Origin of the sequence: Avibacterium sp. 20-126 (genome assembly GCF_044358625.1) — a bacterium.
Classification (GTDB): domain Bacteria; phylum Pseudomonadota; class Gammaproteobacteria; order Enterobacterales; family Pasteurellaceae; genus Avibacterium.
Genome location: NZ_CP091457.1, coordinates 1,650,422 through 1,671,260, shown reverse-complemented (window position 1 = coordinate 1,671,260; position 20,839 = coordinate 1,650,422). Strand labels below are relative to the sequence as shown.

General features: G+C 40.3%; 26 protein-coding genes. 23 read left to right on the top strand and 3 right to left on the bottom strand.

The window, feature by feature from the left end; all coding sequences use genetic code 11:
- Window positions 1–29: 29 nt before the first annotated feature.
- Complete coding sequence (locus tag L4F91_RS07810; RefSeq protein ID WP_395895820.1) at window positions 30–323, top strand: hypothetical protein; 294 nt, start codon at window positions 30–32, stop codon at window positions 321–323.
- Here the strand turns inward: L4F91_RS07810 and L4F91_RS07805 are convergent.
- A complete protein-coding gene (locus L4F91_RS07805) occupies window positions 301–927 on the bottom strand; it encodes a plasmid fertility inhibition factor family protein (protein WP_395895818.1) in 627 nt (208 codons plus the stop codon). The two genes, L4F91_RS07810 and L4F91_RS07805, sit on opposite strands and share 23 nt — an antisense overlap.
- 131 nt (window positions 928–1,058) lie before the next feature.
- Here L4F91_RS07805 and L4F91_RS07800 point away from each other — a divergent pair, with 131 nt between their 5' ends.
- The 5 genes from L4F91_RS07800 to L4F91_RS07780 all read left to right on the top strand — a co-directional run bounded on the left by L4F91_RS07800 (window position 1,059) and on the right by L4F91_RS07780 (window position 6,865).
- Window positions 1,059–3,089: a DNA topoisomerase III gene (locus tag L4F91_RS07800; protein ID WP_395895816.1), complete on the top strand. Its 2,031-nt coding sequence runs from the start codon at window positions 1,059–1,061 to the stop codon at window positions 3,087–3,089.
- Window positions 3,090–3,843: 754 nt separating this feature from the next.
- Window positions 3,844–4,308, top strand: a complete 465-nt coding sequence (locus L4F91_RS07795) for an STY4534 family ICE replication protein (protein ID WP_395895814.1) — start codon at window positions 3,844–3,846, stop codon at window positions 4,306–4,308.
- A gap of 80 nt (window positions 4,309–4,388) precedes the next feature.
- On the top strand, window positions 4,389–4,787 hold the full coding sequence (locus L4F91_RS07790) for a heme utilization protein (protein WP_250363256.1): 399 nt from the start codon (window positions 4,389–4,391) through the stop codon (window positions 4,785–4,787).
- Between the two features lie 633 nt (window positions 4,788–5,420).
- The gene (locus L4F91_RS07785) at window positions 5,421–6,068 is read left to right on the top strand and encodes a DUF3560 domain-containing protein (protein WP_395895812.1); all 648 of its coding nucleotides are present in this window, start codon (window positions 5,421–5,423) and stop codon (window positions 6,066–6,068) included.
- A gap of 122 nt (window positions 6,069–6,190) precedes the next feature.
- Complete coding sequence (locus tag L4F91_RS07780) at window positions 6,191–6,865, top strand: hypothetical protein (protein ID WP_250349901.1); 675 nt, start codon at window positions 6,191–6,193, stop codon at window positions 6,863–6,865.
- Between the two features lie 119 nt (window positions 6,866–6,984).
- Here L4F91_RS07780 and L4F91_RS07775 read toward each other — a convergent pair whose 3' ends face one another.
- Window positions 6,985–7,635, bottom strand: a complete 651-nt coding sequence (locus L4F91_RS07775; protein ID WP_395895521.1) for an IS1595 family transposase — start codon at window positions 7,633–7,635, stop codon at window positions 6,985–6,987.
- A 58-nt stretch (window positions 7,636–7,693) separates the two neighbouring features.
- Between L4F91_RS07775 and L4F91_RS07770 the strand changes: the two genes are divergently transcribed.
- Complete coding sequence (locus tag L4F91_RS07770; protein ID WP_395895810.1) at window positions 7,694–8,038, top strand: hypothetical protein; 345 nt, start codon at window positions 7,694–7,696, stop codon at window positions 8,036–8,038.
- 181 nt (window positions 8,039–8,219) lie between these two features.
- Window positions 8,220–8,666 (top strand): hypothetical protein, encoded by a 447-nt coding sequence (locus tag L4F91_RS07765; protein ID WP_395895808.1) that lies wholly within the window; start codon window positions 8,220–8,222, stop codon window positions 8,664–8,666.
- Between the two features lie 18 nt (window positions 8,667–8,684).
- On the opposite strand, the gene L4F91_RS07760 is transcribed toward L4F91_RS07765, so the two are convergent.
- Window positions 8,685–9,614 carry a hypothetical protein gene (locus L4F91_RS07760; protein WP_395895806.1) on the bottom strand — a complete coding sequence of 310 codons (930 nt, stop codon included), beginning with the start codon at window positions 9,612–9,614 and terminating at the stop codon, window positions 8,685–8,687.
- Window positions 9,615–9,767: 153 nt separating this feature from the next.
- On the opposite strand from L4F91_RS07760, the gene L4F91_RS07755 reads away from it, so the two are divergent.
- The 15 genes from L4F91_RS07755 to L4F91_RS07685 all read left to right on the top strand — a co-directional run bounded on the left by L4F91_RS07755 (window position 9,768) and on the right by L4F91_RS07685 (window position 20,838).
- Window positions 9,768–10,409: a PilL N-terminal domain-containing protein gene (locus tag L4F91_RS07755; RefSeq protein WP_395895804.1), complete on the top strand. Its 642-nt coding sequence runs from the start codon at window positions 9,768–9,770 to the stop codon at window positions 10,407–10,409.
- Window positions 10,402–11,157 carry a TIGR03759 family integrating conjugative element protein gene (locus tag L4F91_RS07750; RefSeq protein WP_395895802.1) on the top strand — a complete coding sequence of 252 codons (756 nt, stop codon included), beginning with the start codon at window positions 10,402–10,404 and terminating at the stop codon, window positions 11,155–11,157. The genes L4F91_RS07755 and L4F91_RS07750 overlap by 8 nt, the downstream gene beginning before the upstream one ends.
- Window positions 11,136–11,846, top strand: a complete 711-nt coding sequence (locus L4F91_RS07745) for a hypothetical protein (protein ID WP_395895800.1) — start codon at window positions 11,136–11,138, stop codon at window positions 11,844–11,846. The genes L4F91_RS07750 and L4F91_RS07745 overlap by 22 nt, the downstream gene beginning before the upstream one ends.
- A gap of 9 nt (window positions 11,847–11,855) precedes the next feature.
- Complete coding sequence (locus tag L4F91_RS07740) at window positions 11,856–12,194, top strand: hypothetical protein (protein ID WP_395895799.1); 339 nt, start codon at window positions 11,856–11,858, stop codon at window positions 12,192–12,194.
- Between the two features lie 267 nt (window positions 12,195–12,461).
- A complete protein-coding gene (locus L4F91_RS07735) occupies window positions 12,462–12,974 on the top strand; it encodes an integrating conjugative element protein (RefSeq protein ID WP_395895797.1) in 513 nt (170 codons plus the stop codon).
- Complete coding sequence (gene traD / locus L4F91_RS07730; RefSeq protein ID WP_395895795.1) at window positions 12,974–15,205, top strand: type IV conjugative transfer system coupling protein TraD; 2,232 nt, start codon at window positions 12,974–12,976, stop codon at window positions 15,203–15,205. The genes L4F91_RS07735 and traD overlap by 1 nt, the downstream gene beginning before the upstream one ends.
- Entirely contained in the window at window positions 15,202–15,540 is a 339-nt protein-coding gene (locus L4F91_RS07725) for a hemophilus-specific protein (protein ID WP_395895793.1), read from the top strand. The genes traD and L4F91_RS07725 overlap by 4 nt, the downstream gene beginning before the upstream one ends.
- The gene (locus L4F91_RS07720) at window positions 15,537–16,226 is read left to right on the top strand and encodes a TIGR03747 family integrating conjugative element membrane protein (RefSeq protein ID WP_395895791.1); all 690 of its coding nucleotides are present in this window, start codon (window positions 15,537–15,539) and stop codon (window positions 16,224–16,226) included. The genes L4F91_RS07725 and L4F91_RS07720 overlap by 4 nt, the downstream gene beginning before the upstream one ends.
- A 237-nt stretch (window positions 16,227–16,463) precedes the next feature.
- Complete coding sequence (locus tag L4F91_RS07715; protein ID WP_395895789.1) at window positions 16,464–16,781, top strand: RAQPRD family integrative conjugative element protein; 318 nt, start codon at window positions 16,464–16,466, stop codon at window positions 16,779–16,781.
- 10 nt (window positions 16,782–16,791) lie between these two features.
- Window positions 16,792–17,040, top strand: a complete 249-nt coding sequence (locus tag L4F91_RS07710; RefSeq protein ID WP_250349913.1) for a DUF3262 family protein — start codon at window positions 16,792–16,794, stop codon at window positions 17,038–17,040.
- A 2-nt stretch (window positions 17,041–17,042) separates the two neighbouring features.
- On the top strand, window positions 17,043–17,453 hold the full coding sequence (locus tag L4F91_RS07705) for a DUF2976 domain-containing protein (protein ID WP_395895787.1): 411 nt from the start codon (window positions 17,043–17,045) through the stop codon (window positions 17,451–17,453).
- 42 nt (window positions 17,454–17,495) lie between these two features.
- Entirely contained in the window at window positions 17,496–17,864 is a 369-nt protein-coding gene (locus L4F91_RS07700; protein WP_395895785.1) for a TIGR03750 family conjugal transfer protein, read from the top strand.
- Window positions 17,865–18,503: a PFL_4703 family integrating conjugative element protein gene (locus L4F91_RS07695; RefSeq protein WP_250349916.1), complete on the top strand. Its 639-nt coding sequence runs from the start codon at window positions 17,865–17,867 to the stop codon at window positions 18,501–18,503. It begins immediately after the preceding gene.
- Window positions 18,504–19,421, top strand: coding sequence for a TIGR03749 family integrating conjugative element protein (locus L4F91_RS07690; RefSeq protein WP_395895783.1), 918 nt, complete (start codon window positions 18,504–18,506; stop codon window positions 19,419–19,421).
- Window positions 19,408–20,838, top strand: coding sequence for a TIGR03752 family integrating conjugative element protein (locus tag L4F91_RS07685; protein ID WP_395895781.1), 1,431 nt, complete (start codon window positions 19,408–19,410; stop codon window positions 20,836–20,838). The genes L4F91_RS07690 and L4F91_RS07685 overlap by 14 nt, the downstream gene beginning before the upstream one ends.
- Window position 20,839: the final 1 nt, after the last annotated feature.

Genomic DNA, 20,839 nt, shown 5'->3' with positions numbered 1-20,839 from the left:
AAAATAAATCATCTTTTAGGCAAATGGGAATGAAGCAATCTAATTTTATCGATACTAATTTACTTTTTGATACTATCTTAGCTGTCAGTGAGTTATCTTTGAAGCTAAATTTTCTTTTGAAAAATTCCCAAGATGCGATAAAAATCACTGAGGTAATTAATGTGATGAGCAATCTTACATTAATTATCTCAGCTTATACAGAGAACGGGATTGATATTGAAAGTCTAGAGTTATTCCGTTCAATGATTAATGATTTGAATTATCCAGAGTTAAATAGATTAAATCATATTGTTAATAAAGCTATTGCTGCTCATAAAGATTAATATTAGTTAGTTTTTCCAGCTCTCTGTTTAGCTCTAGTAGCCCATAATATCCTTCTGAATATATACCTGCATATTTTGCAAGTAAAATAGCTTCTGCTTTACTATAAGTATATACTGGAAACTGCTGTACGCCATTGGCAAACAACCAAATGGTTCGCGTTATTCCATTTATAAAGGAGCAAGCAGCTTTAGTATTTTGAGTATATCCAATTAATTTATTAAACCAAATAAATTGTTTAACATATACAGGTTCTTGTTCTATGTATTGCTCACAGCTTACCTCGGCAAGTGGCACTGGATTTGAACGACCATAGCTAAACCCTTTTTCTGCATACTGGAATTTATCGTCATTACGCCAATCTATCTCATTTCCAAAGCTAAGTTTAGGTTCTTGAGGAAATTGCATATTTCTCCACATATTTAAAAATTTTGTTGATTTAACGAAAACGATATACTTTTCATTACATGGATCGGGATAAATAGGGTGCTTCATATAAACAAATCTTTGCGTATTTGTTATCAGCTCAAAAACGAGGTAATTTTGGAGGTGATAAGTAGGACGATCAATGTAAATATTATGATAGAGAAATTTTTTCAGTTCCATTTTTGATTGCCTCATTCATAGAATATTAATTTGATAAATTCTCTAAATTGATAGTTGAGTTCTGTCTTGTGAATGGATTGTCATTTATGAACAATAAATTGTCAAGAATATCCAGATAATTAGAGGAACTAATGAAATTATTTCTATGCGAAAAACCCAGTCAAGGACGGGATATTGCAAAAGTGCTTGGTGCAACACAAAAAGGGGAAGGGTATTTATCAACCGCTGATGGCACAATCGTTGTGACTTGGGCAAGAGGGCATTTAGTCGAACAATTTTCGCCAGAACAATACGATCCTGCACTTAAAGCGTGGCGGTTAGATACCCTCCCAATTATCCCTTCCCAATGGCAAGTTTCCCCTAAACCTGATGCAAAAAAAGAATATAAAACCGTGATGGCATTGCTGAAAAAAGCACGCACGGTGGTGATTTCAACTGATATTGATCGAGAAGGGGAAACGATTGCCCGTGAGTTATTGGACATTGCGGGCTATCGTGGACATATTCAGCGGCTATGGATCACCGCACTTGATGAAATTAGTGTGCGTAAAGCCCTCAGCCACCTTAAAACTAATGAAGAAACCTTGCCACTTTATTATGCGGGGCTTGCCCGTAGTCGGGCAGATTGGTTAATTGGAATGAATTTTAGTCGAATGTTTACCCTTTTGGCACAGCAACAAGGTTATCAAGGTCCGCCGCTTTCGGTGGGGCGAGTGCAAAGTCCTACATTGGCTCTCGTAGTGAATCGAGATAAGGAAATTGCTCATTTTGTCCCGACCTCGCATTATGCCTTGATGGTGCAAGTCTGTGGAGCCAATACGCAGTCTTTCGAGGCGAGTCTTTTGGTTCCTGAAAAATATTGTGATGAAGAGGGGCGTTGTTTAGAGATAAAGGTTGTTCAGCAGGCAGAGCAACAGATTCGTCAGGCGGGTCAAGTGCAAGTGAAGAATGTAGAAACAAAGCGGGAAAAAGAAAGTCCACCGTTACTTTTTGCATTAAGTGATTTACAGGCAGAATGTAATCGTCTCTATGATTTAGGAACGCAACAAGTGCTTGATATTGCACAATCCCTTTATGAAAAACATAAAGCAACCACCTATCCGCGTACGGATTGCGGTTATCTCCCTGAAGCACAATTACTTGAAGTGCCTCAGGTCATCAGTAGCCTAATGCAGTCAGATCCTAAGTTACAGCCTTTACGAACACAGCTTAATTTGAACCAAAAATCCCGTGCTTGGAATGATAAAAAAATTACCGCTCACCATGGGATTATTCCCACAACACAGCCTGTTGATATTACTAAAATGGATGAAAATGAATTTAAGGTGTACGATTTAATTCGACGTCGTTATCTCGCTCAATTTCTACCGCACTTTGAAGTGGATAAAACCCAGATTCAGCTATCTTGTGGAGAGCATCAATTCATTGCCAAAGGTCAAGTGATTGTGGTTTCGGGTTGGAAAGCGTTGTTTCGTGCTTCTAAAGAAGCACAGGGAGAGAAACAAGGTTTGCCAATACTGAATAGTGGGCAAATGTTAAAGGTGATGAATACGGAAGTAAAATCGCTTAAAACCACACCACCTGCACACTATACAGAAGGCACATTGCTCACGGCAATGGTGAATGTCGCCCGCTTTGTTACCGATGAACGGCTAAAGAAACAGTTACGCGAAACAGAAGGACTGGGGACAGAAGCCACTCGAGCCAGTATTATGAAAACCCTTTATGACCGCGGTTATATCAAGAAGAAAGGGAAATCCATTGTGGCGACAGAGGCAGGTGTGATGTTGATTGATAATTTACCGACGGTATTAAAAGATCCTGGTTTAACGGCATTGTGGGAACAAGCCTTAAACCAAATTGCTGAGAACCAAATGAGCTTGCAGGGATTTATGCAAAAGCAAGAACAGTTTATTCGTCATCTTATTCAAACCTGTGGGCATCAAGGTATCAAAATGGGCAATATAGACATTAAAAAATGTCCACAATGCGGTAAGGGACTTCGAAAAATGAAAGGGAAAAATGGGGACTTCTGGGGTTGTACGGGCTATCCACAATGTAAATATATTGAATCAAACGCCAAGAAAAAATCCTCTGCCAGAAAAGCGACATCGATTAACCTTTCTCAACAATTTGCAAATTTGCGTCAGTCCGTCAAATAAGGTAGTATGGCAGCCAAAAGTAAGCCGTTTTAACATTGTCGGTTATCAATGTTGTGCCGAAATACCCTTAGCACTCTGAAAAAGGGTTCTGTGATATTGGGAGTGTGTATTTTTATCTTTTTATTGACAATCGCGTAATTGCTAAGTCGTTATCGCATTTTATTAAGTGTTATTACGACTTAGCAATACGTTGCTTCTTTATCCTAGCCAGAGCCCACTGGTGAAAAATTGGGTGCCCTTTGTATCGATTGAGATGCCTCTGTTATACTGATTAAAGACCACAATGTAATCAGGTAGATGCGATAGGAAATCAAACATTGTAACGAAGATGGGAAGATTTCAATCATCCATTTATATTGGTCTGTCATTCACACAATTTTTTCAAATTGTTATCTTAAAAAGTAAATAAGCCATAAGTGAATTGTTCATTTATGGCTTATTTACTTTTGGATCAAAATTCTTTTCTATTAATATTTAATTCTTTCTATACGAGAGAGGCGATTTTGCGGTTTAATGTGGACATTAAGTCGCTACGTTGTAGCCCTTAGAAGTTGCCAAACACTTGAAAGAGCAACGGACTAGCCCGCAGTGGTAGTTGTGTTAATACCAGCCGAAATGTCATCAGCATTCTGAAAGATGACGCTGTGAAAAACAGGAATGCTGCCTCATCTGTTTAACCCTGGCGGGGAACATTTTTCCCGTGTTGGGTAAGGATGTTTCTCCGCTTTTTTATTTTTACTTTAGGAGAAACATTATGTCTAACCCATCTACACAAAAAAATTTCTTTAACCTTCATACTCAAGGTTTAGGCTACTTGAACAATATCCGTTTAGTTGAGCCGAAAAAAGGAACGCCTTTCTACTCTTGCGATATTGCTGCATTAGTAGGAGAGTCTTCTAAACCTGAATACCGTTTTTTCAACTGTAATGTTGTTGGAAAAGATACGGAAAATTTGGTTAAACGTTGTCAAGATGCTGTAAATGCTAATAAAAAAGTTCTGGTCGCCTTTGTGATGTCAGACCTTTGGTTTGATACTTTTACCTATCAAAAAGACGGTAAAAATCACAAGAAAGGTGATACAGGCGTGGCATTGAAAGGTCGCTTGATTAATATCAAAATGATTAAAATTGATGGTGAACTCAAATATTCTAGTTCTACTGAAGCAAAAACAGAACATGTTGAAAATGCCAACGTAGAATTATCAGCACCACAAGCTTAATCATTATACTCAACGGAAAGACTGGCACATTTGTCAGTCTTTTTCTTTATCCTCATTTTTCTTTTTAGCAGGAGAATACAATGAAACAAGGTATTTATGTTAACGGAAAACCTGTCTTCACTCAGATTGCTCATGGCAATGTGAAAAATATGGTTGTCTCATCACAAACCATCTCAATAGAGAATGGACAAGTGTCAATTCAAGCACCACAGCTTACCATTGATGGGCAGGTGATTGTGCTTGAAAAAGCACCCGTTTTACACATTGAAGTCTTCGGTAATGTGAATCATATTGATGCAGGCAATGTCACCGATATTGCGGTAACAGGTAATGTCGAACGCATTGAAACGGTCAATGGTGATGTGTCTATACACGGCGATGTGTCTGGTAGTGTTAAAACCGTGAATGGTGATGTGCAAGCACAACGGATACAGGGAGCGGTCAATACGGTTTCAGGTGATATTTATCGCGATGATTAATCATTGATTGGTCTGTTTTAACACTCACTCAAACCCACATAGGGGATGATGTCCCTTGTGGTGTCGTTCCCTAAATTTTTTATGAAAGGCGGTGAACGATATGTTTACTTTTAAGCGAAACCATCAATTTAACCATCGATGGAATCTCAAAACCCTGCGTCGTATCGGAGAAGATTTGCGTAAGGCAGGGGCGATTACTGGTGTCGGATTTGTTGGATTGGTTTTACCAAATGATAATATTGGATTGAGTGAGTCTCTGTTACTTGCACTATTTGGCATATTATCGTGGGGTATTGGCTTGTACCTAGAGTATGTAGTCGATACAATATCACCGAAATCACGACAGTCTTTCTATAAAAGAAATAGAAAGACTAATCAACCGTAGGAGGCGATATGAATGTATGGCTGATTGCAGCAATGGCAATAATTTTAGTGCCCGCTATCACCTTAGCTGCCTGGGTAACTTGGGATTATCGAGATATTTTGTTTGAAAACAAAAAAACGCGAAAAACCCGTTAACCTTATTCACATTAAATCAACCTATTTTTGAATAGGTCGATTCCGACTTATACCCATAGGGGAATATTTTCCCTTGTGGGGCAGATATTCCCTGTTTTATTAGGAGAATATCTTATGTCACTTAACACGTATGCAAAATTTGTTCCAAATGTCTTTTTGGCGAAATGCCCTGAACCTCATCAACGAGGGGATATTGTCACGCTAACCAGTAAATATGGGAAAGAAACGAAAGTAGAAATCTACAACCTTGTGAAACAACAAGATGACTTCTATTTTTATTCTTTCGTGCGTTGTGATGGATTAAACCGTCAGACCTATGCACTTAAAAAAGCTGCACACTATCAAACGGTGGCAGACAATGCTCAAACGCGTAGCGAACAGTATTGTGACGCTGCAAATGAAGGACGTGAGTTTTTAAGCCTCGGTGAACCCATTAAAGTGGGACATCATAGCGAAAGACGACATCGTGCCTTAATTGAGCGAAATGCCAAACGTATGGATAAAGCGGTCGAAGAAATGCAAAAAGCCGAGTGTTATGAGGATAAAATCCCTTATTGGCGAGAGCGTGCAGAAGTCATTGATTTATCTATGCCAGAAAGTCTTGCGTATTTTCAGGTTGAATTGGCTAAAGCTAAGGAAAACCATCAAGATTTGAAAGACAATCCAGAAAAACGCGAACATAGTTATTCCCTCACTTACGCCAAGAAAAAAGTCAATGAATTGGCGAAAAAAGTGGAGTTAGCGACATTGCTTTGGGATTAAGCACATTTACCTTTAACGTTAAAAGTGCGGTGAAAATTGACCGCACTTTATCTACCCATAGGGGAAACATTCCCTTATGGGGCGTTTCCCTTTCATTTTTTTATCAATTAAGGAGAAACACCATGACAACATTAACGGTAAACCAAGTTTTGGAAGCGGCTCAAATTTACGATGAAACCGTAAAAAATATTCAGCAACGATTCATCTATTTAACCTATAAACTCTGCGATCGTGTCAGTGAGTTGACGCATCTGTCCTCAGTGAAAGGGTTTTATCGTCAATTATCACAATGTCAACGTGAGATTGAATGTGATGAATCAATGAGTATGGATTTTGCGTGTATTCAGGCGTTTGAGCCAGAACATGCTTGTTTTCAAAAAACAATGCAAAACCCAGCCTTTATTCAACAATGTCAACAATTGTTAAATGGCAGTCACGCACTTTTAGCCTTTGGGCGTCCATTTGAACTCAAACCAACGCACTGGGATTTTCAACTAATTTCAGAGCAGGCGTTAGAGGCAATGGAACAAATCAATGCACAAATGCGTAATTTCTCTTTTATTTCGCCAGGTAAAACCTATTTGGTTAACAGTTTAGTCATTGAGCTTGAAAGTATTATGCATAAAGCCCAGTGTATTATTGACCTTGTGAAACAACGTGGTTTTGCTGAAGTACCACAAAATCCGTGGGAGTTGTTACAGCAATGGAAAAAGCAAGTTCATCGTTTGCTCAATGATGCCTTAATGCTCATTGAACAAGAAAAAGGACAAGTGGCTTTATCTGTGCAGGTAAACTAATTATTACACTATCTTAACCCTAGAGGGAAATACTTCCCTTTAGGGTGTGTTTCTCTCTGATTGATTATTTAGGAGAAACACATATGTACTGCAATAATATTAGGGGCTGTCCTAGATAACTAGACTAAACTCCCTTTAACTAGTTGTTTTAAAATGGAAATTTGAGTTTTTATGTCACTGTAATTAAAACGCCATTCGCATTCCTTTAAATAAAGCTCAAAATGGGCTTTAGGAATACCATTAAATTTGCGTAAATGGCGTTTTGCTTGGCTCCAAAAATTCTCAATTCCATTAATGTGGTTATGATTTTCAGCAAAATGTGTGCTGTGGTTGATACGAAAATGGCTAAATTCACTCACATCAAGCACATCATAACTACGATAAGTATCGGTGTAAACAATACTATCAGGCTTTACTTTCTCTCGAATAATAGGTAACAAGGTGGCTGATTGAGTATTCGGAACCGCAACGGTATAAACCTTGCCATTGCGTTTAAGGAGCCCGAATACTGCGATTTTCCCTGCCGCGCCACGACCACGTTTACCTTTGCGGGTACCACCAAAATAACTTTCATCGGCTTCAATTTCACCTTCAAACATTTCTAAGTGTAGGCTATTTTGATAGATGAGCAGGCGTAAACGATGAAAGTAGTATGCTGCTGTTGTTTTGTTTACATTGACCAACTCCGCAGCAGTCCTTGCTGTAATCCCTGCGACAAATAGCTCAATGAGTTTATTTTGTTTATGCTGACTTAGACGACTTTTTCTCATTGGTTCATTCTAACCTAAATAGAGTTTTTAGTCGTTATCTAGGACAGCCCCTAATATTATGCCTGAACTCTATCTCCATTCTGTTAGCCAAAATTTAGCAGACTGGGAGGGCATTCTTTATCACTTTAATGCCACAATTGAAGATAGCGAGGTTTGGGAAGTGGCTCGAGGTTGTGAGGAAATTCCTCATCTTGGCAATATTTACCAAAGCCTCGTTATTGGACGACTCGAAAGTCTCTTTTTTGAACAGATTAGTTTAGAGGAGGGCGATGAGCGAGTTAAGGTATTCACCTTTGTAAATGGTTTCGACAGCCATTTTTGTATTGATGGTGAAGCGATTAACACGCTTAATGCGTTTATGGCAAAAGTGGAAGAAATCAAATCCACATTTCACTTGAATTAATGAAAAATAGCGACACAGGTCGCTATTTTTTTGCGTTGTTATCCATCTTTGTTTTCGTTGTTTTAGTGATTGTTGTTCTTTCCCTTATTTTAACCATCAGCAAAAATGAATTTCTGATTTGTTTAGCAAAATTCTCCCGTATAGTGAAAGATTGTTATTATCGTTATTGAGGAGTATTACCGTGGAAATTTTGTTTCGTCATCACAATCACTTATTTAGTTTATCTTTAAAAGAGATGATAGAAAGCCTCATTTGGTTGAAAGATAAAGGATTTGTCCCTCATATTCCTGAACAATGGATTAAACAAGTTTTTTGTGCTGTTGAGCCCTCTAGATATCAACCTTACATCTATTCACCTTGGTATGCACGTATTTATCCCGTTCATCATATCACCGTTCAATGCGATTATTGCGATGAAAATTTTGCTTTTCTGATACAGAAAAAATACTTTGATATAACTTCCTTTTCTCCTAAAAAAACGGTTTCCTGTTTTACGTTTCCAATTACCCTGTTTTTGGATACCCTCAAAAAATTAGAAATTGGGGGGCAAATTCCTACGTTACCCATAATTTTTTGGTTAAGATTAGCGGGGCGTTATGCAGATTTTGATTATTGGTATCAACATTAAGCTGACCATCGCTTTTTATTACTTAATAAGTTTATTGGCAATAGCTAAGTAGTTATGTTGTCGTTTATCCTCATTCTTTTTTGAAAAAATCAACTTCTGATAGAAGTCATAGTCGAATTGGATTTCTGTTGTCCACAATACATTGTTTAGAGGATTTTTCAGATCATCAAAGTCAAATTTATCTTTTTCTTCTGAAATTGAGTAGGTCATTTTTTCAATAATCTCCCCATTTTCTTTTACGATAACTTTATGTGAATGAAAACAAAATGCAATGGTTGTAAACTTATCTGGCTTGTTTGTAATGATATAGCTAGATTCATTTTCAATGATTTCGATATCTTTACTTTGTCTTAAGGCACAAATTAATTCAGTTGCTTTCTCATATTTTTTTGAAATACGCTGTTGGTATAAAGATTGGCTGTTACTGAGATAAGCAAAAATCCAAGGCGTATTTCGCAAGTCTGCTCCCGTATAATATTGACCTTTACTAGACAGATAAGTGATTAACATTTTTTCTGCTAAGTTAGGTGTAATTTGGATACCTGTTGTTACCTTTAACAGATAAATTATCCGATCGAATTGTGCTTTTAGTTGGTTAAGAATTTGAATTGCTAAAGGAGAGGCTACATTTCTTCGCTGTGTACGAACATAATGCTGTCTGGCTCTGTATTTGCAACAGTGATAATCTTCCACATTATTCAATGCCAACCCCATGACGTTATAACCACAATGTTTTCCATATCGACGTTTGTCTTTGGGGTGTCTAATCATACCGATAAGTTCTATCGGGTTGTTACAACCAGGACAAATTGCATAAGCGGTTAATATACCTTTTGGATTATGTTGATAATAGGGCGCTTTTCGTTGTGTCAGCATCTCAAACTGTTCAGAATTATTTCCTATATGGTATTCTTTTTGGGTATTTATGCTTAGTTTATAAATTTTCATTATTCCTCCTCATCATATCCTTCTAATATAAAATATCATACTCATCGTTTTTAGGTATTTATTTCTATTGCCAAAATAAAAAATTATTCCACTTCCATCTTATCTTCTCCATAGTAAAGCGATAATTCATCAATTTAGCTTTGGAGAAGAACAATGAAAAAATCTTATTTTTCACTTTTAATTATAGGGTGTGTGAGTGTGACAATGCTCGGTTGTGTTCAACACCCTCAACAAGGTTTATCAACGGCTACTGAAACACAGGGCTTGCCCGAGCCAGAAGTGGTTATTGGACAAAATACCTCTCCGCCTTCAGTGAAATTTGAGCAAGTTATTGTGCCAGATATTTATCAAAGCTTAGATGAATCTAAAACACAAATAATCCGTCAGGGTCGTTATACGCTTGTGAACACTTCACCAGAAGAGGGACAGAAGTATTTACTGGAACAGATGGTGACGGTAAATATGTTGCCAAAGAAAAAAAACCTTAATGTGGTAACCGTTGAACAAGGTTTAACACGCACCTTGTCAGGCACAGGATTGCGTCTTTGTGCAGGTTCTCATTTTAATCAAACAGCGTCGCTCTTTTCGTTACCGCTCCCTAAAGTTCATCGTCAATTTGGACCAATCAAACTTCGTGAAGCCCTCCAAATGTTGGCAGGTCCTGCCTACGCAATGACGTTAAATGCGTTTAATCGTACGGTGTGTTTTACACCGCGTGATAAGCCTATTGATGTGGAAACCAAACGTGTCGAAATCATTTCAACCACGACAGAAACTGAGGTGATCAATGAATAAATTGGCTCAGTGGGTTTCATTGTCCATATTGGGGATAGGCATTTCGTTTCAGGGAAATGCGGATTCCTTAACGCATTCTTCATCGTTACTTTCAGCAACGTCAAGCCACACGACAACCCTTGAAAAGCAGCTAGATACACATACCCTCACCCAATCCGAATTACAACAGAAAGCCCAGGAATGGGGATTGACCACTGAAGAATGGCAACGTTACCTTGAATTACAAAAAGGGGAGCGGGGAATATGGTCGCCGAATCTTGACCCCTTAACGACCTTGGGCATTGAAGCAAAAACCGAGGAAGAACGTACCCGATATGCTGAACTCTTAGCCCGTAAGATGTATGAACGTGTTGAACGGGAGCTTGCATTTCAGCGTGCCTATGATAAAGCCTTTGCCAAACTTTATCCTAATGAATTGCCGTTTGAGGTTGAACCGCATATTTCACAATCGGCTGGACGGGTGATTTATTTTACCCGTTTAGACAACTGTGCAAAATGTGAGGCGGATGTGAGCCGTATTCTTTCCCATGTAGGCAATAGCACCCCTGTCGATATTTATATCGTCGGCGGGAATGATAAAGCGATTCAAGCGTGGGCGAAGAAACATCACATTGATCCGATTAAGGTGAAAAAACGGTTAATTACCCTAAATCACGATACGGGGTATTGGTTGCAGTATGCGAAAGGCAAAATGCCCGCCGCATTTCAAATTCAACAGGACGGACAATGGCAATCACTCGTTTATTAGTGGGTATTTTTCTGTTGTGTACCTGTACGGTTTCAGCACAGGCGTTTAGTTTTGGTCAAGACATCGATCAAGATATCCATAATGCAGCACAGCATTATCAAGTGAGTGAGGCGATGTTAAGAGGTTTAGTAAAGATGGAAGATGGCTGGTATGGAAAACGTTCGCCAACAGGGGCATTAGGCGTTGGACAGTTTACGCAAAAAACGTGGAATTGGTTAGCACAGAGTACGCGAGGGAAAATGCTTGGAATGCGATTAATAACCCCATCAAATCGTGGCACCAAATCCGATCCACGGCGTCATCACCGCACAAATACCTATGCTACAGCCTTATTAGCCCGTTGGCATTTGGAACAGTTTGCCTTACGTGGCATTAAACCGACTGATGAACATCTCTATCTTGCCCATAACATTGGTTTAGAGGGATTGCATCGAGCCTTGTTAGGGCGTGCGAATGCCGAAGATATTCGCAATATGCGTCGCAATGGTATGCGTAAAGGGATGTCGGTTGCGCAATTTCTTGCGTATCAAGGCCAGCGTTATCGACAGCATAAACACATTGCCAATAATCGAATCCATTTAAACGAACAAAACTATGCTTGGGTATCCCCTAAAAGTGCGGTGCAAAATCAAGCCATTTTTTGGGTTGAACCACAAGGTACACCGCTTGTTTGGGTTGAACCAAAATAGGAGAAAAATATGATGAAATATATTATTGATGCCGTGAGGGCAGATATTCAAGGATATTTATTTAATTGGCGATTAACTCCTTATGTAAGCACATTTTTTGCAATTTGTATATTCCTCAAATGTATTTTGGTCATTGCTTTTAATACATTAGCATTTGCCTTTATTTTATTATGTGGACGACTTATTCAGGACTTGCCAATTACCATTGATTCATTAAATGACTTAGAGACCATAATAATGGATATATTGGCTGAGAGTTTTTATTTATGTTTATCCATCACAATATTTATGTATGTATTGAGATGTTTTAAATACATTATCAACATAGAAGAAAATGGCGAGAGTTGAAAAATGATGAATAAAAGAATGACTGCCATTATCAAATTTATTTTCAGCGTTGGGGTTTGTTTTCTCGTCGTTTATGGTTGTGTATGGCTCTATTTTTTCTCACCTGACCATTTTGAGACAACGATAGCTCAATTAGCTAGATTGCAAGGTTACCCTTTAGCCTATCAAGCCCTATTCAATCAGATTTATTGGGTTACGCTACTCATTAGTTTGAATTTTTCGGTGATAGGTTATTTCGTCTATGTGTGTTTTTTAAGGAGAAAATAAATGAACCGATTTAGTTCGCTTATTTTAGGTACGATGTTTGTTTTCTACACAAATACCGTTTCGGCAGAACTGCCCGTCATTGCCGATTTAGGTGGTGAAAGTGCGGTACGTTTTTATGAAGGAATTCAGCCTGAGGTGGACGGAAATACCTCCAATTTCCCGAATGCCATCCCTGATACCATTAGTGAGGCAGATATGCTTCCTGTGGTTTCCCATCGTTTAACCCCGGGTAAAGTCGGCCCGATAGCACTTGATCTTACTGGGATGTCACCGCTGTTTTTAGTGGGAGTAGATAACTTATCTCGTCAATGGCTTAAACAACATTATAACGTATTATTAGCCAATCAAGCGGTGGGGTTAGTGGTGAATGTAGCAACCCTTGAGGAATTGACCGCGCTACGTGAGCTTGCCCCAAATGTGCCATTATTACCAACCAGTGCGGACGATTTAAGTCGTCGTTTGAAGCTGAGTCATTATCCTGCACTAATCACTGAAACAGGGGTATCACAATAATGGCATCGAAGTATTTATTAGAAGGGCTACTGCGTCCCCCTGTGGAATTTTATCCCGCTGCGGCTCATGCTGCTTGTGCCTATATTTGTGCAGTAGCGCCTTGGTCTCTGGCCTTAAATCCTATGATTGGCTATGGACTTGCTGCGGGCTTTGGCGGGATCAGTTATTTTCGCTTTCGACAAGGGTGGCGTATTGTGCGTTATCATCGGAATTTAAAGCGTTTACCTTATTATGCGTTAACCAGTCGTCAAATTCCTGTTAGCCAGAAATTTTTATTTCTTGGTCGCGGATTTGAATGGCAACCTGAACATACTCAGCGATTATATGATTGCTTTTCGGCAGAGGGAAAAAAATACCTCCGCTCTTCTAAATTTTTTAATCGAGCAAGAGAATATGAAAAACATCACGATAATTTTATTACTAAACTCACAACTTCTGACTCTCGCTTTAATCCCGTGAGACCCCTGCCGCCTGTTGAAGGGATTCCTGCAATTCATGGCATAGAACTCAATGAAGTTGATGTGATGCAGCCGTTAAATTCACGCGGTGGACATACGGCTGTTTTTGGCACGACGGGGGTAGGGAAAACCCGTTTTGCTGAGGTCCTTGTTACGCAAGATATTCATCGAGGGAAAACGCAAGCAGAGCGCGAAGTGGTCATCTTTTTTGATCCCAAAGGTGATCCCGATATGTTAAAACGGATGTATGCCGAAGCGAAACGGGCTGGGCGTGATAAGGAATTTTATATGTTCCATTTGGGCTATCCTGAACGTTCAGCACGCTATAACCCTATTGGACGCTTTGGGCGTGTTTCAGAGGTTGCAGGGAGGATTTCAGGGCAGTTAAGTGGGGCGGGTAATTCTGCCGCCTTTAAAGAATTTGCTTGGAGGTTTGTTAATATTGTTGCAAGAGCTTTAGTTGAAATGGGGGAGCGTCCAAATTATTCGCAAATCTCTCGTTTTGTACAAAATATTGATTCTCTGTTTCTTAATTATGCTAAAACCTATTTTGATGCCCGTGATCCTGCACTTTGGCCACAGCTATTAAGCATTGCCGCAGGCGTTGATGTAAAAAATTTATCCTTTGGTATGAAAGACCGCCCACTGATTTGGGTGATCAATCAATATATTTTGGAAAATAAAATCTTCGATCCTGTTCTGGAGGGATTGGCGACGGCTGTACGTTATGATAAAACCTATTTTGATAAAATTGTGGCGTCATTATTACCGCTCTTGGAAAAATTGACCACGGGGAAAATCGAAGAGTTATTATCGCCAGACTATACGGATGTGAATGATGAACGACCGATTTTTGATTGGGAAGAAGTGATCCGTAAACGAGGCATTGTGTATGTTGGGCTTGATGCACTTTCTGATGCCACGGTTGCAGCAGCGGTAGGTAATAGTATGTTTGCCGATCTCGTTTCAATGGCTGGACATATTTATAAGCACGGTGTGAATGAAGGATTACCTGAGGCATTTGCCGGTTCAAATAAACCCGTAAAAATCAATTTACATTGCGATGAGTTTAATGAGCTGATGGGCGATGAATTTATCCCCCTTATTAATAAAGGACGTGGAGCAGGAATGCAAGTGACCGCCTATACCCAAACCATCGCAGATATTGAAGCCCGTTTAGGTAATCGTGCCAAAGCCGAGCAAACTATTGGGAACTTTAATACCTTGATTATGTTTCGGGTTAAATCACCAGCAACCGCAAAATTGCTTACCGATCAACTGCATCGGGTGACGATTTTACAGAGTATGGTTACCTCAAGTGTGACCGACTCAAGTAATCCTGATGATGACAAAGCCTTTACCTCCAATACAGGAGAGCGGATTTCACAAAAAGAAGTACCGTTATTAGATGTGGCGAATGTTACTAACCTCCCTAAGGGGCAGGCATTTATTCTGATGAACGGGAGTACGTTATATAAAGTGCGAATGCCGTTACCCGCGATTGATAAAGACGACGTAATTCCAGCCTCAATGCAGGAACTATTGAAGAAGATGCAAAAACATTATCATGTGGCAGCAAATTGGTGGGAGCCCGCTTTTAAGGAATATACCCCCTCAAAAGATATTGCGAGTTCATTTGAAGAGATGATTGCAGAAGAACGTATTGCCAAGGTAGAGGTGGATTGGGGGAGCGATATTGATATGCCAGAAGAGGATGACGGCGAACCTGTCAGTCAAGTAGAGACTGAAGAAGACTTAGGAGAAGAAGAATGACGTTTGAAAAAGAAACTAATGTATTAGATTTACCAAATTGTACTATTAATTTTGACGCTGATTTTGCAGTCTCTTGTGGGTTACCTAATTCAGAAGCGTTGCTTGTTTATCTTGAGCCTTATTTGAATAAGTGGGTTGAAAGTCAAGATTCCGTGCATCAATTTGCCACAAAGTATGCTGATGAGGGCATCTCACTGTGGACAGCCAGTGATGTTCCTTTACGCGAAGAAGATATAGCAACACAACGAACCTGCTTTTATTTAGTGTCAACGAAAAATGAGCAAGGTTACGTCCTTATTCACTGTCAGTTATCGTATAAGGAAGCACTTCAGTGAGTGAACAAACCTCAAGTTCAAGCAAGAAAAAGGGACCTTGTCATACAGTTTCAGCCTTATTGGCCGCATTGTTTATCTCCCTGTTATTAAGCATTCTCTTTGAATGGTTAGGGATTGCGTTTATTTGGCCTGAGCAAGGTCATCTGCATAGCCAAGCGATGATGATTCAGGAATTAGGCTGGATTTCAGAAAGTGCAACACGCAGCCTCTTTGGTTATTCGCCGAGTGAGCTTGCCAATACTATTACCCTCACTTTGCATGATTGGCTATTTGTGAAAACTGGGTTTCAGCCTTGGTTACAGTCACCCAACAAACACAGTGATTGGGAATACTTGATTTACCATTATACGCGAGCCTATTTAGAGTCCATTATTTATGTGTCGATTACCTTTGTTGTGCGGTTGATTGTGATTATTTTTACCAGTCCGTTGTTTCTATTAGCCGCCTTTGCGGGGTTTACGGAAGGATTAATGATGCGTGATTTGCGTAAATTTGGCTCAGGACGAGAATCAAGTTTTTTGTATCACCATGCAAGACGCTACATTAAGCCTGTGATGATAGGCTCGTGGTTACTTTATTTGTCCATTCCTGTTTCTGTTTACCCGAATATTATTTTAATACCTGCCGCATTTTTATTTGGTTTATCTATTTGTATTACGGCAGCGAGCTTTAAAAAATATTTATAACGTCGCACTGCATAGAATGAAATTTGAAGGAAATAGGAATTATTTCCTTCAATATTATTATGTCGTTTAATCTGAGTATCAGATTATTTATCTTTTTCGTGAGCCTCAACAATACCTTTGACGCTGTATCTATTTTTTCCCTAAAAACTCTCTCAATTCTGAATAGAATTTCTCATTAAATTCCCATTGTGTTTTTGGCAACCTTAACCCGAATCAATTTAAGTTAAGGAGTTGTCGATGAATCCGTTAGGAAAAAAAGTTTTACTCACCGTCTCTGTGTCTATGATGGCATTGACTGTACAGGCTTCCGAAAATGCCCAGTTAGCTCAGGCTATCAAGCAACTTGAAGCCGCTCAGCATTCGCTTACGCGTGCGGAGGCTCTGGCTCAGACCTCGGAGAAAAACCGTGAATATTTTGATTATCAAGCTGCACGTCGAGATATTAATGCGATTAAAAGTGGCATTAATCAATATATCAATCCAACACGTGCCATTCCTCGCGATCCCAACGCCTCTCGTCGCTTGCAAGAAGATTACACCAAATTAAGACATTAAGGAGGATAGTATGGCAAGTGATTATACCCCGCTTAAGGCTTTTGAAATTGCCAGTGGCTTGAATGCTACTGAGCTTCGTGCCTTCTTTGCGATTATTTTCGTGGCATTGTTGCTATTTGCTTATGTATGGGCAATGAAAAAAGGTTACAGCGGGTTATTCAGTGGGTTTAAGGGGGACATCTTTGACTACTTAAAATTGATTCTGAAAGGGGCAGCAGTGTTAATTGTTGTCGTGCTATTTTTCGTTTCTGAGAGGTAATTATGACTCTTTTCCATTCTTTTTTTCAGCAAGTAAAACACACTTGGCAATGGGGTGCACAGCGTTATTTGGCTTTTTCTGTTCTGTGTTTTGGGGCTGTGCAAAATGCCTTAGCCGCAGGACCTGACGCATCCAAAATTCCTGATTTTAAAATTCCTGGCGTGGATAGTAATACGACCGATCCGATGGAAATTATTTTTATTGTGCTCAAATCATTAGCCACCCTTGCAGCAGTATTATTTTCAGCTTGGTGTATCTATGCCGTCGTTAGAGCCTTAATTAAAACTTATACGCAAGCAACAGATGAAAACGATAAAAAAGGTTGGGGTCCCTTTATTACCGCTTTGATTATTGGTTTTATTCTGATTTTCTTCTCGCTCTGGTTAGTGAAGATGGCCGTTGGGCTTTTCTAATCTTATTTGATTTCCCCTTTGCTCACAGGATAAGGATACGCTATGTCAACTCAAGAGGATATTCAATTTTTACCCACCCGGCTTAATCGAGAGGCTACAGTGTACGGTGGGATGACGGTGCCTGAATTTGGTATTGCCGCTGCGATTGGATTTGCGGTGGGGTTGTTTTTTGGGCTGACGCTGTGGGCGATTGGGCTGTCTTGGATTCTTGCGCCTGCTCTTGCGATGTTAATGTGCATTATTTTTGTACTGATTGGTAAAGTGCTATTCGCACGTTTAAAGCGGGGCAAGCCAGAAGCCTATTTAAACCGTCTGATTGAAGAACGTATGGATTCGCTTTTAGGCGGCAATAAATTTATTCGGCGGGGCGGCTTTTGGGCCACTCGTCGTTCTTCAAGAGGACTGTTCTAGATGAGTAGATTGAAAAGTGAACTGAATCATAAAGATCGCCAATTAACCGTCGCCAAAATTGCGATAGTTTGCATCACCATTATTTGTTTTGCCTTAATGTTTATTATTTACACCTTCCCAAGCACCTTAAAAATCTTACTCCCCCCTGATTTAAGGGCAGGCAGTCAGCGACCTTGGTGGGAAGTGCCTACATCAACCGTGTATGCCTTTGCCTATCAAACCTTTCAGCAGCTTAATCGTTGGACACTTGATGGGACACAAGATTACGAAAAAAACATTGAGGCATTAAAGCCTTTTTTGACGCCTTCATGTGAAGCCTTTTTGCAACAAGATTATGAGGATCGCCAACGTCATAGTGAATTGCGAGATCGTGTGCGTGGCGTGTATGAAATCCCAGGACGGGGATTTAGTGATGATCGCGTGATTGTCCATAGCCGAGATAGCTGGACAGTGAATTTGGATTTAAGTGTCGATGAGTATTACAAAGACGAACCTGTCAAACGTGTCTTAACCCGTTTCCCTATCAGTATTGTGCGAATGGATATTGATTCGCAGCGTAATCCTTGGGGGTTAGGTTTTAACTGTTATGCCTCAATACCCTTACGTTTAGAGGCAAGTGAGAGTGAGGAGAAAAAATAAATGAAGCGAAAAACCTTACGAAATTTAACCGCACTCTGTTGTGCTGTCATTGCGTGGAATGCTCAAGCCGAAATCTTAATGAAGTGGCAACGCCTCCCTTTGCCGATTGATTTGCAGGTGGAGAAAGAACGGGTCATTTTGGTCGATAAAAACGTCAAAGTGGGTTATCCAAAAGCCTTGGAGGGGAAAATCCGTTTACAATCCACAGGTGGGGCGGTGTATCTTAAAGCCTTAGCACCTTTTCCTACCGCACGGTTGCAGCTCAAAGATATGCTGACCAATGAAATTATTTTGCTAGATATTACCGCAAAAGAAAAGGTGGTCAATCCTCAAGAAACCGTTCGCTTGCTTTATGAGGGAAAATTAGAGAATCAATCAGGCAGTCTAAATCAAGATGAAGAGGCAGAAGAGCAAACTTCTACCTCTCTTCAATTACCTGTACCTGCCGCCCTGACCCGTTATGCCGCACAGATGTTTTATGCCCCATTGCGAACGGTTGAGCCCGTTCCAGGTATTCGCCAGATTGCACACGGTCTGCCGTCAAAAATCACGACCTTGTTACCTGCTTATCCTATTACAGCCACGCCACTGATGAGCTGGCAACTGGGTGATTATGTGGTCACTGCCATTCGCCTACAAAATAAAGGCGCCTCACGCCTTGACCTCGACCCGCGTGAGCTGCAAGGGCGTTTTTATGCGGCGACCTTTCAACATCATTGGTTGGGGGGCGTTGGTTCAACGGAAGATACCACAACCCTTTATTTGGTAACGGAAGGGCGACCAAATCAAGCTCTCATTCCTGAATCAAAAAAATACGCACCACCGAAAAAAGTTAAACGCACCAAAATTGTGGTGAAAAAAGTGATTGAGCAAACCCGTTCTGCAACGGTGAAGGAGGCACAAAATGAAAGCCAATAAACTGTTTATTGTCATTGGTGCGATTATTTTTCTTATGGTCGGTGGTGTGTCCTATCTCTTATTTAGTGGTTCATCATCGCCTTCAAGCACAAAACCCAGTGTGTTGGATACCGCACTTAAAGATCTCACGCCTGAAGAAATCCGCCAACTTGGTTTAGAGGGAGATACCAAAAATGATACGGTTCGCACGTTAATTGGGGCGGCGAAAGAAAGTAATCGTCGTTATGAGAAAGTGATCTCGCAAAATGAAAAAATCCTCAAAGAAAATGAAACCTTGCGTAAACGTGAGCAAGATGTCCAGCAACAAGTCGATGAGGCGGTACAAAGCAAAACGCAAGAGCTACAAAATATGGTCGCGATGCTTCGCGAAGAGATGTCGCAGTTAGTACAAGGTCGCACGTCGTCTAATGAGTCAACCACGTATCAAGGTAATACAACCAATGGGATTGGCGTTGAGGAGGATACGGCGTTGCCTATCGGAAATGGTCAAGTGGGAACAGGGACAGAGGAAAACGGACAGCGCGTGGAATGGGTTAATCCTGATGATCAAATCGAAGATGAACGTAACCCCGCTAAAATTGGCTTCCCAAACCTTAATGCATTCAATAGTACATCGGGTAAGAAAGGATTACCTTTTATTTCAGGCAGTGATGAGAATGATCGTGGCACAACCTCTTCAAATTCATCAAGTGGGAAACAAAAAAGTAAAATTGCGGTTTACACGATCCCTGAAAATTCAACGTTGATGGGATCAACGTCAATGACCGCCTTGTTAGGGCGTATCCCAATTGGTAATGCGGTGAACGATCCTTACCCTTTTAAAGCCATTATTGGGCGAGATAATTTAATTGCTAATGGCATTGAACTGCCAGACATCGAACAAGCCATTGTGTCAGGGACGACAACAGGGGATTGGACCTTATCTTGCGTGCGCGGCAAGGTCAAAAGTTTGACCTTTGTATTTAGTGATGGACGGATTGTTACCCATGGCAACCAGGGCAAAGGGGATGAAAAAATTGGCTGGTTATCCGACCCGCACGGTATCCCTTGCATTCCTGGTGAGCGGAAAACTAATGCTCCTGAATATTTAGGCACGCATTTCTTATTGGCTGCCGCGGGCGCAGCCGCACAAGGTTACTCGCAAGCTCAAACTACAACGGTGGTTGATGGCAATACGGTTGTCGGTGCGGTAACGGGACAACAAGGCAAATATGTGGTGGGCCAAGCTCTTGGGCAAGGCATTCAAGAAACCGCAAATTGGTTTAAAGAGCGTTATGGGCAGAATTTTGATGCGATTTATGTGCCACCTGGTCATCCTATTGCGATCCACATTGATAAAGCCATTGAGATTGATTACGACCTCAAAGGACGTAAAGTGAAATATGCCCAATTTTCTCGCTCCTCTCAGCTTGATTAAG

What these genes read in the sequence shown, in the direction of transcription:
- L4F91_RS07810 (WP_395895820.1), top strand. Translation starts at nt 30, where the DNA reads ATGAAGCAATCTAATTTTATCGATACTAATTTACTTTTTGATACTATC.
- L4F91_RS07805 (WP_395895818.1), bottom strand. Translation starts at nt 927, where the DNA reads ATGGAACTGAAAAAATTTCTCTATCATAATATTTACATTGATCGTCCT.
- L4F91_RS07800 (WP_395895816.1), top strand. Translation starts at nt 1,059, where the DNA reads ATGAAATTATTTCTATGCGAAAAACCCAGTCAAGGACGGGATATTGCA.
- L4F91_RS07795 (WP_395895814.1), top strand. Translation starts at nt 3,844, where the DNA reads ATGTCTAACCCATCTACACAAAAAAATTTCTTTAACCTTCATACTCAA.
- L4F91_RS07790 (WP_250363256.1), top strand. Translation starts at nt 4,389, where the DNA reads ATGAAACAAGGTATTTATGTTAACGGAAAACCTGTCTTCACTCAGATT.
- L4F91_RS07785 (WP_395895812.1), top strand. Translation starts at nt 5,421, where the DNA reads ATGTCACTTAACACGTATGCAAAATTTGTTCCAAATGTCTTTTTGGCG.
- L4F91_RS07780 (WP_250349901.1), top strand. Translation starts at nt 6,191, where the DNA reads ATGACAACATTAACGGTAAACCAAGTTTTGGAAGCGGCTCAAATTTAC.
- L4F91_RS07775 (WP_395895521.1), bottom strand. Translation starts at nt 7,635, where the DNA reads ATGAGAAAAAGTCGTCTAAGTCAGCATAAACAAAATAAACTCATTGAG.
- L4F91_RS07770 (WP_395895810.1), top strand. Translation starts at nt 7,694, where the DNA reads ATGCCTGAACTCTATCTCCATTCTGTTAGCCAAAATTTAGCAGACTGG.
- L4F91_RS07760 (WP_395895806.1), bottom strand. Translation starts at nt 9,614, where the DNA reads ATGAAAATTTATAAACTAAGCATAAATACCCAAAAAGAATACCATATA.
- L4F91_RS07755 (WP_395895804.1), top strand. Translation starts at nt 9,768, where the DNA reads ATGAAAAAATCTTATTTTTCACTTTTAATTATAGGGTGTGTGAGTGTG.
- L4F91_RS07750 (WP_395895802.1), top strand. Translation starts at nt 10,402, where the DNA reads ATGAATAAATTGGCTCAGTGGGTTTCATTGTCCATATTGGGGATAGGC.
- L4F91_RS07745 (WP_395895800.1), top strand. Translation starts at nt 11,136, where the DNA reads ATGGCAATCACTCGTTTATTAGTGGGTATTTTTCTGTTGTGTACCTGT.
- L4F91_RS07740 (WP_395895799.1), top strand. Translation starts at nt 11,856, where the DNA reads ATGATGAAATATATTATTGATGCCGTGAGGGCAGATATTCAAGGATAT.
- L4F91_RS07735 (WP_395895797.1), top strand. Translation starts at nt 12,462, where the DNA reads ATGAACCGATTTAGTTCGCTTATTTTAGGTACGATGTTTGTTTTCTAC.
- traD (WP_395895795.1), top strand. Translation starts at nt 12,974, where the DNA reads ATGGCATCGAAGTATTTATTAGAAGGGCTACTGCGTCCCCCTGTGGAA.
- L4F91_RS07725 (WP_395895793.1), top strand. Translation starts at nt 15,202, where the DNA reads ATGACGTTTGAAAAAGAAACTAATGTATTAGATTTACCAAATTGTACT.
- L4F91_RS07715 (WP_395895789.1), top strand. Translation starts at nt 16,464, where the DNA reads ATGAATCCGTTAGGAAAAAAAGTTTTACTCACCGTCTCTGTGTCTATG.
- L4F91_RS07710 (WP_250349913.1), top strand. Translation starts at nt 16,792, where the DNA reads ATGGCAAGTGATTATACCCCGCTTAAGGCTTTTGAAATTGCCAGTGGC.
- L4F91_RS07705 (WP_395895787.1), top strand. Translation starts at nt 17,043, where the DNA reads ATGACTCTTTTCCATTCTTTTTTTCAGCAAGTAAAACACACTTGGCAA.
- L4F91_RS07700 (WP_395895785.1), top strand. Translation starts at nt 17,496, where the DNA reads ATGTCAACTCAAGAGGATATTCAATTTTTACCCACCCGGCTTAATCGA.
- L4F91_RS07695 (WP_250349916.1), top strand. Translation starts at nt 17,865, where the DNA reads ATGAGTAGATTGAAAAGTGAACTGAATCATAAAGATCGCCAATTAACC.
- L4F91_RS07690 (WP_395895783.1), top strand. Translation starts at nt 18,504, where the DNA reads ATGAAGCGAAAAACCTTACGAAATTTAACCGCACTCTGTTGTGCTGTC.
- L4F91_RS07685 (WP_395895781.1), top strand. Translation starts at nt 19,408, where the DNA reads ATGAAAGCCAATAAACTGTTTATTGTCATTGGTGCGATTATTTTTCTT.